The sequence below is a fragment of the Litorimonas taeanensis genome (assembly GCF_003634015.1).
GTDB lineage: Bacteria > Pseudomonadota > Alphaproteobacteria > Caulobacterales > Maricaulaceae > Litorimonas > Litorimonas taeanensis.
Genome location: NZ_RBII01000001.1, coordinates 1,538,724 through 1,553,233, shown reverse-complemented (window position 1 = coordinate 1,553,233; position 14,510 = coordinate 1,538,724). Strand labels below are relative to the sequence as shown.

Genomic DNA, 14,510 nt, shown 5'->3' with positions numbered 1-14,510 from the left:
AGACTAGTATTTTATCAAAGCCTCGACGCCCCATTTTACAGGTTCATTTACGCTGGCATTTGGGAAACCACCCAAGGCCGTGACGGCTGTAATATGTCGATTGTTGAAAATGTTTTTACCGAATAGGGCCAGTTCCCAATTGTCATTGCGGGCGGCGAGTGAGGCGCGAATATCAATCTCCTCCCAAGCTTCATTGCTAAAGGTTGGACTGTTTTGATTGGTTTCAAGGAAATGGACGCCGGATTGATGTTTTAGAGTTGCGCTCATACCCGCTTTCAAGTGGCCCATAGGTTTTTCATAACGGATATTGAAATATCCAGAAAAATTGGGCGAACGCGTTAAAGGATTACCCGCTGTATCTTCAGTCGTGATTGGTAAGGGGGCGCCGATCGGGAAGGGCCCAACAGATGACGAGACAGCAGAGATAAGACCATTTTTAATTTCTGTATCTAGCCAAGATATATTGGCTGAAAGCATGAGCCCTCGCATCAATTTAGCATGGGTTTCAAGTTCCAATCCGTGAATTTTCGCGGTGCCAATATTTTGAATATCGACTCCACCTGTGGGCACGGGCAGCCTGATTTGTAAGTTAGAATAATCATACGCAAAAGCCGACGCATTTAGGCGTAGCCTGTTCTCTGCAAATTCGGTTTTAAACCCTGCCTCATACGATTCTATATTTTCGGACTCAAAGGCCGAAGCTAAGCCAAAGGAATTAAATCCACCGCTTTTAAAGCCTTGGCTATAGCTGCTGTAAAAGAGCGTATTGGGATTAAGCTGAAAATCTAAGACTATTCGGGGCGAAAAATCACTAAAGCTTTCGTTATCTTGAAATTGCGGGGGATTACTAAAAATAGAACCGGCAGGAAGCGTTGCGCCGCCCATAAATGTTAGGGGGAGCGTGCCATCCGTTAGTGTGGAAATAATTAGATCATTAGTGAAATCTTTGTGTTCATAGCTATATCGCCCTCCCATTGTCAGAGAGAGACGGTCATCAAAGGCGTAGGTTGCATCTGCAAAGACAGCATAGGCGTCAGTATCTTGCTGACCGCTAAAGGCAGCGTCTGTGCCTAAACCGAATAAGCCTTGAAAGTTTTGAATGTCAAAATTTACGGCTGTGGTTTCATGTAAATAATATGCACCGATAGTCCATTTCAGCGGGGCGTCAAGATTTGAGGCTACTCTTATTTCTTGGGAAAATTGTTCCGATTTGATGTCGCCGCTATTTGTGAAAAGCTGTAATGCGGTGCTGTCTGAATCTTGTTTGCCGTTTAATGACCAATCCCGATAGCCAGAAATTGTGGTTATATTTAGCGCGCCCAAATCATAGCTTCCATTTACGGTCAGGCTATTCGTGGTCGAATGACTGTAATTATCATCATTGGTAGCAAATCGATTGGATTGCAAAATTTCATTAAGGTCAGAACGTTGGATAAAAGGCGACGCCGTCCCCGTTAATCCAACATCAGTGACGGCAATCAAGACTGGATTAGACTCTCGATTTTGATGTTCTGCAATTATATGCACTTGCAAATTATCTTGGGGCTCAAAGGATACTCGCCCGCGCGCTGTAAAACTTTGTGAGCCGCCGGGCGTTGTATCATCCACGGTGTTCGTGCCAAACCCCTCTCTATCGCTATAAGCTAAGGCGAGGCGGCCCGTGATGTGATCTGACAAGGCCCCCGTCATTGCGCCTTGGACGCTAAAGTCACCTAAGTCCGTCGCGCTTAGGCGAAGCGAGCCTTCATGTTGTATTTGGCTTTCTTTGGTGGTGATTAAAATCGCGCCGGCTGTACTGTTTCGGCCATATAAAGTACCTTGCGGTCCGCGCAGGACTTGTATCGATTCAATGTCCGCTAAGTCAGATGTGGAGACACTTAAGCGCGCCACATAAACGCCGTCAATATAAACCCCGACGGGTTCATCATTGTAAAAATTACCGCCGCCATTCGCGCCGCCTATACCGCGAATGCTCAGCGGTGCGGCGCCATAAGACACCGAGCGAGTGGCGTAGAAATTAGGAATACTCCCATTTAAATCTTCTAAGGTTTGAATTTCATTGTCGAGAATAAAATTGTCATCCAAGACCGTTAACGCAATTGGCACTGATTGTTGATTTTCGACGCGGCGTTGCGCCGTGGTAATAATTTCATCCAAACTATCCCCTGTCCGTAATTCCCCTGTCTGCGCATAGGCTAGCGTAGAGGCCATTGGGCACAGCGTTGAACAAAATATGGCTAAGTTTTTTATGCGATTCATTAAAGTGCCCCGTTTTAAGGAGAGTGTTGTTATTTTTTCGAAAACACCAGAATTAATTTTGATAATCCCGCCTATATTGAATCACTAAATAGTGAGATGGCGCCGAGGGCATGAGTACCTTATGCGATTGGGCGACTAATTTTAAAAACACCACTCAACCCTACCATTCCCGCCATAAATCCCCTATAAAACATCCTTTATCCCCGCCGATTCGTAGACTTCATGGCGGGTGAGGGAGATTTATGTCTGAACCTGCTGAAAATCTGGGTGGTAATGCCGAATATGGCGCTGATTCTATTAAGGTTCTCAAGGGCTTAGATGCCGTTCGCAAACGCCCCGGCATGTATATCGGGGACACGGATGATGGGTCTGGCCTGCATCACATGGTGTATGAGGTCGTTGATAACTCAATTGATGAGAGCCTTGCCGGCCATGCGGACCGCGTCGAAGTGATTTTGCACACAGACGGTTCTGTCTCGGTTCGCGATAATGGGCGCGGTATTCCTGTGGCCATTCACGAAGAAGAAGGCGTCTCTGCCGCCGAAGTTATCATGACCCAGCTTCATGCTGGCGGTAAATTTGACAGCAATTCCTATAAGGTTTCAGGCGGCCTTCACGGTGTGGGCGTCTCGGTAGTGAACGCGCTATCTGTCTCGCTCCAATTGACGATTTGGCGTGATGGTAAAGAGCATTTTATGGAGTTCACCCATGGCGAGGCGGTGGCCCCGCTGAAGGTCGTGGGGGATGCGCCTATTGATAAACGCCGCGATGGGACGGAAAAGGTTTTAACGGGGACGCGCGTGCGCTTCCTGCCCTCAGAAGAAACCTTCACCATGGTAGAGTTTGACCGCAATACGTTAGAGCGCCGTCTGCGTGAACTCGCTTTTTTGAATTCTGGCGTGATGATTATCCTTACGGATGAGCGCCCCGAAGACGATATCGTCACAGAGCTGTATTACGAAGGCGGTATTGAAGCCTTTGTGCGCCATTTGGATGCCAATAAACAAGGCCTGCTGGAGAAGCCTATTACGGTTATTCGCGAAAGCGATGACGGCATTACGGTTGAAGCCTCTATGTGGTGGAATGACGGCTATCATGAAAATGTGCGCTGTTTTACGAATAATATCCCGCAGCGCGATGGCGGTACGCATTTGGCGGGTTTCCGCGGCGCCTTGACCCGTACGATTAATAAATATGCGGCCAATTCTGGCTCGGCGAAAAAAGAAAAAGTGTCGATTTCGGGCGATGATGCGCGCGAAGGCCTGACCTGTGTTTTGTCTGTCAAAGTGCCTGATCCGAAATTCAGTTCGCAGACCAAAGATAAGCTTGTCTCTTCTGAGGTTCGCCCTGTTGTCGAGAGCGCCATGAATGAAGCGCTAGGGGAGTGGTTCGAAGAACACCCCAATGAAGCCAAGACGATTATTCAAAAAATTGCTGAAGCCGCTGCGGCGCGCGAAGCCGCCCGTAAGGCCCGTGATTTAACACGGCGCAAATCTGCGCTTGATATTGCGTCTCTGCCGGGCAAGCTCGCAGATTGCCAAGAACGCGATGCGTCCAAAGCTGAAATCTTCCTCGTGGAGGGGGATTCTGCGGGGGGATCAGCCAAACAGGCGCGAGACCGTCAAAACCAAGCTATCTTGCCGCTTAAGGGTAAGATTTTAAATGTCGAACGGGCCCGCTTTGACCGTATGCTCGGAAGCCAAGAAATTGGCACGATGATTACGGCGTTGGGTACAGGGATTGGCCGTGAAGATTTTGATATCGATAAAATTCGTTATCATAAAGTCGTCATCATGACCGATGCGGATGTCGATGGGGCCCATATTCGGACGCTCTTGCTGACATTCTTCTATCGCCAAATGCCAGAGCTGATTGAACGGGGTTATCTCTATATCGCGCAGCCACCGCTCTATAAGGTTGAGCGCGGGAAGAGCACGCAATATCTCAAAGACCAAGATGAATTAAATAATTATTTGATTGAGGCCGGTGCGCGGGATGCCACATTAACGCTTGATAGCGGCGAAGTCGTTTCTGGCGAAGATTTGAAACGTATCGCGCATCAAGCCTTGCAGTCTCAAAGCCTTTTAAATCGGATGAAACACCGTGCGCCGCATAGTGCGATTGCCCAGCTGGCTATCTCGGGGATTTTGGATGTAGAAGAGCACCCAGAATTATTAGAGCATGCCGCGAAGCGCCTCGATTTAACGGCGGATGAAGGCGAAGAAGGATGGGCAGGGCGTTATGATGATGATGGCGCGCTTGTGTTTGAACGCGATGTGCGCGGCGTCACAGACCGTATCACATTACGTCCGGGCTTCCGTGATAGCTCTGATGCGCGGCGCTTGCATAAAATGGCGCCAGACCTTGCCGAAACCTATTCAGGCATGGCGACCTTTAGGCGCGGCGAAGATGATCCGATCTATGTATCTGGGCCTGCGGGGCTCTTGGATGTTATTTTTGAAGGCGGCCGCAAGGGCTTTAAAATTCAGCGCTATAAGGGTCTTGGCGAGATGAACCCAGACCAGCTTTGGGAAACAACTTTGGACTCAAATGCGCGGTCACTTTTGCAGGTGAAAATTGAAGCTGCGGATGCGACGGATGATTTATTTACCAAGTTGATGGGCGATGTTGTCGAGCCTCGCCGTGACTTTATCATCGCAAATGCGCTCGACGCTGAGGTCGATAGTTAGCCAAGCGATAAATAATAAATAATACGTCCCAATATAAAAAGAGCGGCCTAGGCCGCTCTTTTGTGTTTTTGTTCGACATATATCGCCAAAGCTAAGAATTTAGTTGTAAACGCTTTCTTTGCCGAAATGCTTTGTCAGAAGATAATATACAACAGCGCGATATTTCGTGCGCTCTGTATAGCTTTCAAGGACGGTTGTTAATCCAAGGTCTAAATCAGCGCTATCAGCCAAGCCTAGCTTTTTCATTAAGAAGTTCTTTTTGACGGTTTCGACTTCGCTCTTATCAGACGCCGCAACAGTTGAAGAATCGCGATTATAGATTGATGGCCCACAGCCGATTGTGACTTTGCGAAGAAGATCCATATCAGGGGTAAGGCCCAATTTATCTTTCATTTGCTCAGCATATTTTTCGATTAGCTCATCACGTTTGCTCATAATAGTCTCCAATTTGAGGTGTCTTGTATTCAGTCCGTTATCTTTCCATTATTTTGCATGAACGAAGTCTGAATTGGGTGACGGCGACGCGTATTAAAGCGCGCCATACAGAGCGGCAGTCGGGCCTCCTGATATGGGGCCCTATCGATTGCCGCTTGTGGTTGTCGCCCGCATATTCGAATTGGTTGCTTCATCGCTTATTCTTTGAATTTCCTGACCAATCCAGCGCTCTATTTTTTTCTCAAGCATATCAAGCGGTACGCCGCCATCTTCTAGGACAGCATCGTGAAAACGTCGAATGTCAAAATCCTCGCCCAAACTCTCTTCGGATTTCTTGCGAAGCTCTAGGATTTTTAACTCGCCTATTTTATAGGCCAAAGCTTGACCCGGCCAAGAGATGTAACGGTCAACTTCGGTTTTGATATTATGAGCGGCTAGAGCGGAATTTTCGAGGAAACATGCTTCGGCTTTATCACGGCTCCACCCTTTCCAATGCATGCCTGTATCGACAACAAGGCGGCAGGCTCTCCACATTTCATAGGTAAGCTGTCCAAAGCGTTCATAAGGGGTTTCATAAATCCCCATCTCGCCTGCGAGCTTTTCTGAATAGAGGCCCCATCCTTCGCCAAAAGCATTGGGATAGAGAGACTGACGAAAAGGCGGAACATTTTCTAATTCTTGCGCAATTGCGATTTGCTGGTGATGGCCCGGAACACCTTCATGGGCTGTCAAAGCAGGGAGGTTATAGAGCGGGCGGGACTTAAGGTCGTAAGTATTGACGACATAATTACCGGCGCGTCCCTGTTCGGGATTACCGCCAAAATAACGGCCTGTCGTGTAATTTGCCGCAATCTCTTTCGGGACAGGAATGACGCCATAAGAAAGACGGGGCAGCGTTTTAAAATATTCTGGCATTTTGCCATCAATTTTCTTGGCCAAATAAGAAGCGGTCATGAGCAATTCACGCTCAGTTTTCGCGTAAAATTTGGGGTTAGTCCGTAGGTCTTGTACGAACTCTGCAAAGCTCCCTTTAAATCCTACCTCTTTGATAATGTCATCCATTTCAGCACGAATACGAGTGACTTCGCTGAGGCCAATTTCGTGGATCTCATCCGGGGTTAAATCGAGCGTGGTGAAATAGCGAACAAGCGCGCGATAATAGTTACGGCTTTCATCATTTACGCCAATGCCAGGAACTTTTCTGGCTTTTGGGATGTAATCTTTTTCTAAAAACCTTGCGAGGTCACGATAGGCCGGCAAGACGGCGCTGTTAATGGCCGCTTCGCCCAGAGCTTTTAATCGTTTTTTATCTGCGGCCGAAAAGTTCTCGGGCAAAGTCTTAAATGGGGCGTATAGGCTGTGCGTTTCGGCAGGCCCTTCAGAGAGGGTTTTAACAATGTCTAAAATGCCTGGCATGATTTCTGCGGCGGCCGTCATGCCTGTCTCTACGCCGCGTTCCATATTCGTCCGATGTTGCTCGAAATAACGGGGAAGCTGTGTCAATCGCGCAGCATAGGCTTCGTAATCTGCGACTTTGTTAAATCGAGTTTGGCGCGCAATATAGGCCATCTCATTGAAGAAACCACTATCATTCGTAAACGGAATGCGGGCTTCGTCAAAAGGGACAAGACGTTGCCGTTGACGCAGAACAAAACCCAGAAGGTCATAATTTAACCGCTCTTCCTCGGAAAAAGGACGTGCAGAGAGCAAAGCATGGCGAGATAGAAAATCTTCGGTTTTGGCGTTCTGGGCGTTACTCGCTTCTAAGCTGACATCAGGTAAAAGACGTAAAGCTTTCTTATCGCCTCTCTCGCCTGCGGCAATTGGATTAGACGCTAAATCTGCGTTTTGAAAATCCTCTATCAAAGATTCAAGACTGTCATCAATGACGCATTCTGATTGCCCATCCATGATAACGATGCGGCCATTGGTACAAAATCCCGGGGCGATAGTGAACACGCCTTGGTCGGCTTCTGTAACTTGCGCCAGTGCGGGCCCTGCCGTGCTGCCGATAAGGACGGCCATAAGCGCGGTCGTGGAGCGTAGATTTATTGATATATTTCTAGGAAGTCGGAAAATAAAATTCATAATGTTCATCCTAAATGCGATTGAGACTGCGGATAAGGAGTAATTAACGTATGGCATCCCTACGCCCTTATAAAAGAAATACAAGGGAAGCCTTTTCGCCTAGATTTACCAAATGACTTATGTAGCCGCCTTTTCCATGGCTTTTGCCAATGTCACATCTTTCTCTGTCACACCGCCGGCATCATGGGTGGTAAGGGTGACATCGACGCGGTTATAGACATTAAACCATTCGGGGTGATGATCCATTTTATCGGCGATAATGGCTATCTGTGTCATCCAGCCAAAGGCTTGAGCAAAATCATCAAATCGGAAAACTTTGGTGATGAAGTCGTCTCCGCCCGTCCATCCATCAAGGTCTTGGGCAACGTCTTTTGGGTTTAAGGTTTCCATAGTAATCTCATTTGTTAAGGTCATTTTCGCCAAATAGGCGGTCTTGGGGGTTTGTATCTTTATCAGATTCGGTTTGTTTTATTTTGTACCCTATCACATCCCACTATCACACCCTATGACTCGTGAATATGGGCGGGTAAAGGCCAACACAAGAATTACAGAATTTTGACGTGATTTATTCACAATCCCTCTTTAAGGGGGGCGCATGATGAAAAATGGTTTTATGACGGCTGTGCAAGAGTCCAAATTCACAATTTGGACAGCGAGAATACTATGCTTGCTCACAATGGGGCTGGTTGTTTGGAAATCATTAGCGCAAATCAACCTGCCCAATAGTTTTAATAATATGGATAAGGTTTTGCATTTCGGGGCATATTTTACCGTCTGCGGTTTGGCATTACTGGCCCGTTTTTCAAAACGTGCGCTTATCACGGTTTTTGCCGTAATATTAATGGGTGTCATTATTGAGTTTTTACAAGGCACTATGAATATAGGGCGCTCAATATCGTTTTGGGACGCGGTCGCGAATAGCGCTGGCGCCTTTTTGGCGTTTTCAATCTGGTTATTATTTCAAGCCCGCCCCGACAAGGCTTCGACTTCTGTCAGTGAAATATCGGCTTAGTTAACGCCCGTTGATCCAAATCCGCCTGCACCTCTGGCGGTATCATCTAAATCATCAACCTGTTCAAATTCAGGCTGCGTAATGGGGGCAATCACCATTTGGGCAATACGTTCTCCGCGCATAATGGTGAAGCTCTCTTGCCCATGATTAATGAGAAGAACTTTGACCTCCCCGCGATAATCAGCGTCGATTGTGCCGGGTGTGTTTAAACAGGTGAGGCCGTGTTTATAGGCCAAACCTGAGCGCGGCCGAATTTGCGCTTCATATCCCGCAGGAAGCGCCATGCAAAAACCTGTGGGAACAAGTGCGCGTTCCCCCGGGGCCAAACTCATCGGTGCCTCTGTAGGTAAGGCTGCACGTAAATCCGCACCCGCCGCAAGGGCTGTTTCATAGGCCGGTAATTGCAGACCTTCGAAATGTTCCAAGGTTTTAAATAAAACACGCACCATATCACATTGCTTTCAGAAACGGATTGACCAGACTTTCGCGAGGGTCATTCATGCCCTCTAAGCAGAGCATTATTCTGACTCGGGCGTCTCTTCTAGGGGGGCGGGCGTCTCTTCCGTGGATGAAACGGCCTCAGAAGAAACTGCCTCAGAAGAAACTACCTCTGAGGAAACCACTTCAGGCGATAGAGCGTCTTTATCACTGTTCGCTTTATCTGGGTTCTCTTTATCTGTGCCCTCTTTATCTGCGCTCTCTTTGGGCGTCACCTCTGTCGAATGGTCGTTATCTGGCTCAAGAGCGGGGTCATCTGTTGTAACCTCTGTCTTAACCTCTGCGTCAGTATCGCTGTCTTCTGATGTCTTTGTTTTTGGGTCTGTCTTATTTGTATCTTTTTGTTCGGTGTCTTCTTCTTTTTCTTTGGTAGATTTAGAGGCTTTGAGGGCGGTTTCTTTTTCTGCCAAGTCATGCTCTTTGGCATTAAATTCGGTCATACGCTTTGCCAAAAGCGCTTCTGTTTCTTCGCTAAGGCCGGGCCCTTTATAGCTGTGACGGAAAGCGCCGTCTTTGAAGAAGATAGACAGCAAATCAGAATCAGACGTTTCAAAGCTTTGCGATATAAAAAAGGGAATGCCCGACGCCAGAATTTTAAAATCAGCAGAGGTCGGTAAGACATCAAGTCTCTTACACATTATGGCCTGAATCTTAAGTCCATCAATTTCATAGAGCGTCTCTTCGTCTTCGGAGTAAACCGACGCCATAAATTCGGTGGCAGGGCGATAGCTCGCGACTTTGGCGCCGCCATTACCCTTTTCATCTTTGATAGTTTCAAGCAAAACGGCTTCGCAATTTGCAATATTATCTGCAAAAACCGGGGAGGAAAGCCAGAATGCAAGGGGCGCTACGGCTAGGGCGAGATGTCGTAAATTCATCTATGTGTCCTCTGTTACGCCTTAAAATAATCAGCGATGCTCTGTGCCAATTTATCGGCGGATTCTTGTTTTGTCAGGCGCGGCCATTCCGTTTCGCCAGTCTCCGTGACGATTATCATACGGTTATGATCGCCGCCCATCACATCACCTGATACATCATTTGCAACGATCCAGTCACATCCTTTACGCAGTCGTTTGGCTTTGGCGTGTTCAATGACGTCATTGGTTTCAGCCGCAAAGCCAATGATAAGCGTTGGGCGGTCAGAGGTTTTTTGACACAATGTTTTTAAAATATCTGGATTTTCTACGAGCTCTAACGGCGGAAGTCCGCCTTGCAATTTCGCTTTTTTGACTTTTTTATCAGCCCTCGCAGCGGGGCGCCAATCGGCCACAGCCGCGACGCTAATAAACACATCAGATGGCAAGGCGGCTTCTGTCGCTTGCAGCATTTCATCGGCTGTTTCGACATCAATTCGGGTCACGCCCAAAGGCGAGGGGAGGTTTACTGGGCCAGCCACCAAAGTCACATCGGCGCCTAATTCGGCCATAGACTTTGCAATGGCGAAACCTTGTTTGCCAGAAGAATGATTAGAGAGATAACGCACAGGGTCGAGGGGTTCGCGTGTGGGGCCTGCTGTCACCAAAACGCGCTTACCCGCCAGAGGCATATCAGGTTTTATACCGTCAATATGGGTGACGCCTTTCAGAGCTGTTTCAATGGCCTCTGCAATCATTTCCGGTTCGGCCATACGGCCATCACCAAATTCACCACAGGCCATAGCGCCGCTATCTGGCCCGACAAAAAGACAACCATCTTTTCTAAGGGTTTGGATATTGCGTTGTGTCGCGGGATGTTCCCACATCCGCACATTCATAGCGGGGGCGAATAAGACGCGCTTATCTGTCGCCAAGAGAGTTGTTGTGGCAAGATCGCTGGCCAAGCCTTGCGCCGCTTTGGCGAGCATATTCGCCGTCGCAGGGGCTACAACAACTAAATCTGCAGAACGGGACAATTCAATGTGACCCATTTCGGCTTCGTCGGTAAGGTCCCAAAGATCTGTATAAACTTTATCACCCGACAATCCCCCTGCAGAAAGGGGCGTCACAAATTCACGGCCCCCGCGGGTGAGGATAACGCGGCTTTGAATCCCCCGCTTGGCCAGAACCCGTATCAGGAAAAGAGATTTATAGGCCGCAATACCGCCGCCAATAATAAGGAGAACCCGTTTTGTCATAAGGGGGTTTTAGAGCCTTGGTCGGTAGAGGCAAAGCAATAATAGCGGTGTATCTGTTCTGAGCATCACAATGACTTGAGCGCGGTCGGATCTCACGGCGGCGCTGTGGGAAAGCCTTCATAGGTTTAAGGGCTTATTCTTGTGAGGGTTTTAACGACTTATTAGCCATGTTCCTTCATCTTTGAGAGACTTAAGGGAAAGACGATTGAGGGCTATGGGAATTTCACGACGTGAGTGGATGAAGGGATCCGCGGGCATAGCGGCAGCAGCCATGTTGCCTCTGGCGGGCTGTGTGGCCCCTATGGGAAGTAAAAGCTCTTACTTGACCCAAGTTCTGGCCCCTCAAAACAATAATACGGTCTTTCATTGGCTTGATGTTATTATGCAGCAAACCCGTGACCAACGTGTGGCGCCGCCGCGCGCGGCCTATAATTTTGCTATGCCTTTGGTCGCGGGCTTTTTAGCGGTGAACGGTCTGACCCGTGTCTATCAAGAACCCTATGGTATCGGTTATGGGCCATTGGGCGCAAATGCCGATGTCGCCTTTGCGGCGGCTTTTACAACGGCGGCATCAGAGGTTTTCCAAACGCCGTTTCTGTTTGAGCGTAAAGCCTTTTTTGACCGTTTCCCGGGCGGAGAGGCCAAGCAACGCGGGATAGAATGGGGCCGTAAGGTCGGGCTGCAAGTCGTGAAAATGCGAACCAATGATGGGTCCGAAGCCAGCGAAGTTGATTATTATCTTGGCCGTTATCACCAACGCAAAGACTCGCTCGCGTGGAAACCGACGGGGCCGTTTTATAGCGCTAAGCCCGGACCAGCTTTTGATACATTCGATAGAGCTCTCTACCCTGGACAAGGCCAGATTAAGCCGTGGACTATGATGACCAACTCACAGTTCCGCGCCTCTGATTTTTATCACCCTTCAAGCCCAGAATTTGCGCAAGAATATGACCTTCTGCGCCGCATAGGTGCAGGAAAGAGCCGTGAACGCACACGCGATGAAAGCGAAATTGCCATGTTTTGGGAAGATGGGCCGTGGGGCCTGACCCCGCCGGGGCATTTCCTGTACATTGCTGTGCAAGTTTTACAGCACATACCCATGAATCTGACGGATTTATCGCGGGCTTTTGCACTTTTGGGTATGACACAATGTGATGCGTCTATTTCGGCATGGGATAGCAAATATGCGCATGACATTATCCGCCCAGAAAGCGCTATTCGCGTGCGTGCGCCGCAATTTAACAATCCTGACCCCCGTGTCAGTGCCGATCCATCTTGGACGAGTTACATACCAACGCCGAACTTCCCATCCTATACGTCGGGACATTCGACCTTTGGCGCCGCAGGGGCAACAATGACGGCGTTGATCGCAGGAACCGATAATATCCCGTTGTCAGGTATTTCGCCCGACGAAGTTTTATGGCCGCAATTAAGGGGCGTAACGCGGCATTGGCGTACACTAACCCAAATAGCAGAAGAAAATGGCATGAGCCGTATTTATGGCGGCGTGCATTGGATGGCGGATCATGTCCAAGCCATGAAGGCAGGCAATGCGATTGCGCAACAGGCCTTTGCGACGCAATTTCCGAGGTGTTGTTAAGATGTCCCGTTTGCCTATGAAATATATTAGCATATCTGTCGCAATGCTCAGCCTGACGGCGTGTCAAAGCCCGCAAAACCCAACAGGATTTTTCCCTGAGACCCCATATGGGGCGGCATATGGGGCTTCGGGTTATTCAGCTGTGGGTTATCATACCTATAGCGGTCAGCCTTATGCGTCATATGGGGCGCAATATGGGGCGCAGCCTGGGCTTTATAGCGCGCAAGGGGGATATCCCGCCGGACAAGGATATTATCCTCAGGGGCAATATGCCTATGCTGCGAACGCGCCATATGGCGGCTCTCCTTATGCTTATGCACGCCCCCAAACCGTAAGGTCGCAGAGAGGCATTAATGTCAATTATGAGAGCTTAAATGCGCTTGAATCACCGCTCGCTTTTGAAGCGGGTGATGTCACCTTTGAGCTAAGAGGGCGTATAGATGCGCCGATTGCCTATAGCCTTGAAGACAAGGGAGATGCGCAATCTGGATTTGCAGGCAATTATCAAGTGAGCGCGCAAACACAATTGCCAAACCGTATTACCGTAGGGGCGGTGTATGGCGGTACTTATGAACGTGATTTTGGTTCTGATTGGGATTATGATGACAATGTCGCGGCTTATGCGGGCGGTTCATGGGGGACTGTATTTGGCGGGAATGTCTCTGAACTAGTTTTTGAAAATACACGCCGTCGACGCGGCGTAACTCCCGTTCGATTAGCAGGGGATGGCCCTTTAGGTGAAGTTGATGAGTGGAGCGGCGGCTATCAAGGTCGATATGGCCCCACACAAGTCAGCGCACTGGTCGATGGGAAATCAAATTACGATATCGGCCTCTCTTATCAGCGCCCGCTTGGTCATCGTGATTACCGCTTTACCGCGCGCCATAATAAAGGTGAATTTACCGCGGCTGATGGATTTACAAAATTAGAGACGCAGGGCGTCAACGCCGTGGGTGACTTGGTATATGGCAGTACGCGCTTTGACCTCGGCGTGGGCTATGAACGCATAGAAGATGCTGACCGTTGGTATACGTCTACAGGGATTTCAACAAAAAGCGGGCCGTGGAGTCTCTCTGCCGAAGGGCGTTATGGCCAGATTGAAGGGCAAGAGGAAATTGCGGCTGTGCTGGGTCTTCGTCGTGATATTGCCAGAGGCTTATCCTCTACGCTGGCCCTTGATTATCAGGATGCACAGGTGAATATTAATGGTGTGGATTATTTAAACACCAAAGATACGCGCGTCATTGCTGGACTAAGTTACGGGTTTTAGAAACCTTACAATTTAGACAGAAGAAGAAGGAAAACGGGATTCTCTGCGTTTGTTTATTTGAAAGCAACACAGGAGACACCCAAAATGTTTTACAAATCTTTATTCGTCATCGGCGCTGTACTCTTTGCCCCAATGTCAGCGCAGGCTTATAATGGCCCTACAAAAACTGTCATCACATCGACGGCTAATCAGCACGGTAGCTGGCAATTAAACCCCGCGGCTTGCCCTGACCTTGTCGAAGATAGGCGCGATGCTCGGGTTACAACGTCTCGTAGAGACGCCCGTGAAGACCGACGTGATAGCCGCACTGTGACTTGCCCGGCTTCGGCGTGGTCATTTGTTCTCAATCGCGGTGCTGTTCGCACACATTATACTCAGCCCTATACAGGGCCGCGCCAAGTCATCGTAAATGGTGTCGGGCAGTATAAAGTTAAACCGGTTGTCAAACGGGCGCCTGTAAAACAATCAAGCCCTATTACGCTCGTTATTCGCTAGTGAACGCCTAAGACTAATTGATGAATATGAGGTGGCTTAACCCGCCTCAT

12 protein-coding genes are annotated in these 14,510 nt (G+C 48.8%); 5 read left to right on the top strand and 7 right to left on the bottom strand.

Features of this window, described 5'->3' with window-relative positions; all coding sequences use genetic code 11:
• Positions 1-3: 3 nt before the first annotated feature.
• Positions 4-2,259 carry a TonB-dependent receptor gene (locus DES40_RS07080; RefSeq protein WP_121099995.1) on the bottom strand — a complete coding sequence of 752 codons (2,256 nt, stop codon included), beginning with the start codon at positions 2,257-2,259 and terminating at the stop codon, positions 4-6.
• Positions 2,260-2,501: 242 nt separating this feature from the next.
• Here DES40_RS07080 and gyrB point away from each other — a divergent pair, with 242 nt between their 5' ends.
• Positions 2,502-4,949 carry a DNA topoisomerase (ATP-hydrolyzing) subunit B gene (gene gyrB, locus DES40_RS07075; protein WP_121099993.1) on the top strand — a complete coding sequence of 816 codons (2,448 nt, stop codon included), beginning with the start codon at positions 2,502-2,504 and terminating at the stop codon, positions 4,947-4,949.
• Between the two features lie 99 nt (positions 4,950-5,048).
• Here the strand turns inward: gyrB and DES40_RS07070 are convergent, their stop codons facing one another.
• The 3 genes from DES40_RS07070 to DES40_RS07060 form a co-directional block, all read right to left on the bottom strand.
• A complete protein-coding gene (locus DES40_RS07070; protein WP_121099991.1) occupies positions 5,049-5,384 on the bottom strand; it encodes a DUF2853 family protein in 336 nt (111 codons plus the stop codon).
• Between the two features lie 141 nt (positions 5,385-5,525).
• The gene (locus DES40_RS07065; RefSeq protein WP_233345485.1) at positions 5,526-7,472 is read right to left on the bottom strand and encodes a DUF885 domain-containing protein; all 1,947 of its coding nucleotides are present in this window, start codon (positions 7,470-7,472) and stop codon (positions 5,526-5,528) included.
• A 117-nt stretch (positions 7,473-7,589) separates the two neighbouring features.
• Entirely contained in the window at positions 7,590-7,886 is a 297-nt protein-coding gene (locus tag DES40_RS07060) for a 4a-hydroxytetrahydrobiopterin dehydratase (protein WP_233345483.1), read from the bottom strand.
• A 181-nt stretch (positions 7,887-8,067) separates the two neighbouring features.
• On the opposite strand from DES40_RS07060, the gene DES40_RS07055 reads away from it, so the two are divergent.
• On the top strand, positions 8,068-8,484 hold the full coding sequence (locus DES40_RS07055; protein ID WP_121099987.1) for a VanZ family protein: 417 nt from the start codon (positions 8,068-8,070) through the stop codon (positions 8,482-8,484).
• Here DES40_RS07055 and dut read toward each other — a convergent pair.
• From dut to coaBC, 3 genes are all read right to left on the bottom strand, one after another.
• Entirely contained in the window at positions 8,481-8,933 is a 453-nt protein-coding gene (dut, locus tag DES40_RS07050; RefSeq protein ID WP_121099985.1) for a dUTP diphosphatase, read from the bottom strand. The two genes, DES40_RS07055 and dut, sit on opposite strands and share 4 nt — an antisense overlap.
• Positions 8,934-9,002: 69 nt before the next feature.
• Positions 9,003-9,860: a hypothetical protein gene (locus DES40_RS07045; protein WP_121099983.1), complete on the bottom strand. Its 858-nt coding sequence runs from the start codon at positions 9,858-9,860 to the stop codon at positions 9,003-9,005.
• Between the two features lie 14 nt (positions 9,861-9,874).
• Entirely contained in the window at positions 9,875-11,095 is a 1,221-nt protein-coding gene (gene coaBC, locus DES40_RS07040; protein ID WP_121099981.1) for a bifunctional phosphopantothenoylcysteine decarboxylase/phosphopantothenate--cysteine ligase CoaBC, read from the bottom strand.
• Between the two features lie 214 nt (positions 11,096-11,309).
• Here coaBC and DES40_RS07035 point away from each other — a divergent pair, with 214 nt between their 5' ends.
• From DES40_RS07035 to DES40_RS07025, 3 genes are all read left to right on the top strand, one after another.
• Positions 11,310-12,695: a vanadium-dependent haloperoxidase gene (locus tag DES40_RS07035; protein ID WP_121099979.1), complete on the top strand. Its 1,386-nt coding sequence runs from the start codon at positions 11,310-11,312 to the stop codon at positions 12,693-12,695.
• Positions 12,696-12,711: 16 nt separating this feature from the next.
• Positions 12,712-13,965, top strand: coding sequence for a hypothetical protein (locus DES40_RS07030; RefSeq protein ID WP_147405870.1), 1,254 nt, complete (start codon positions 12,712-12,714; stop codon positions 13,963-13,965).
• 84 nt (positions 13,966-14,049) lie between these two features.
• Complete coding sequence (locus DES40_RS07025) at positions 14,050-14,460, top strand: hypothetical protein (protein WP_121099975.1); 411 nt, start codon at positions 14,050-14,052, stop codon at positions 14,458-14,460.
• The last annotated feature ends 50 nt before the right edge of the window (positions 14,461-14,510 follow it).

Coding starts and splice junctions, on each gene's coding strand:
- DES40_RS07080 (WP_121099995.1), bottom strand. CDS start 2,259: ATGAATCGCATAAAAAACTTAGCCATATTTTGTTCAACGCTGTGCCCA.
- gyrB (WP_121099993.1), top strand. CDS start 2,502: ATGTCTGAACCTGCTGAAAATCTGGGTGGTAATGCCGAATATGGCGCT.
- DES40_RS07070 (WP_121099991.1), bottom strand. CDS start 5,384: ATGAGCAAACGTGATGAGCTAATCGAAAAATATGCTGAGCAAATGAAA.
- DES40_RS07065 (WP_233345485.1), bottom strand. CDS start 7,472: ATGAATTTTATTTTCCGACTTCCTAGAAATATATCAATAAATCTACGC.
- DES40_RS07060 (WP_233345483.1), bottom strand. CDS start 7,886: ATGACCTTAACAAATGAGATTACTATGGAAACCTTAAACCCAAAAGAC.
- DES40_RS07055 (WP_121099987.1), top strand. CDS start 8,068: ATGATGAAAAATGGTTTTATGACGGCTGTGCAAGAGTCCAAATTCACA.
- dut (WP_121099985.1), bottom strand. CDS start 8,933: ATGGTGCGTGTTTTATTTAAAACCTTGGAACATTTCGAAGGTCTGCAA.
- DES40_RS07045 (WP_121099983.1), bottom strand. CDS start 9,860: ATGAATTTACGACATCTCGCCCTAGCCGTAGCGCCCCTTGCATTCTGG.
- coaBC (WP_121099981.1), bottom strand. CDS start 11,095: ATGACAAAACGGGTTCTCCTTATTATTGGCGGCGGTATTGCGGCCTAT.
- DES40_RS07035 (WP_121099979.1), top strand. CDS start 11,310: ATGGGAATTTCACGACGTGAGTGGATGAAGGGATCCGCGGGCATAGCG.
- DES40_RS07030 (WP_147405870.1), top strand. CDS start 12,712: ATGAAATATATTAGCATATCTGTCGCAATGCTCAGCCTGACGGCGTGT.
- DES40_RS07025 (WP_121099975.1), top strand. CDS start 14,050: ATGTTTTACAAATCTTTATTCGTCATCGGCGCTGTACTCTTTGCCCCA.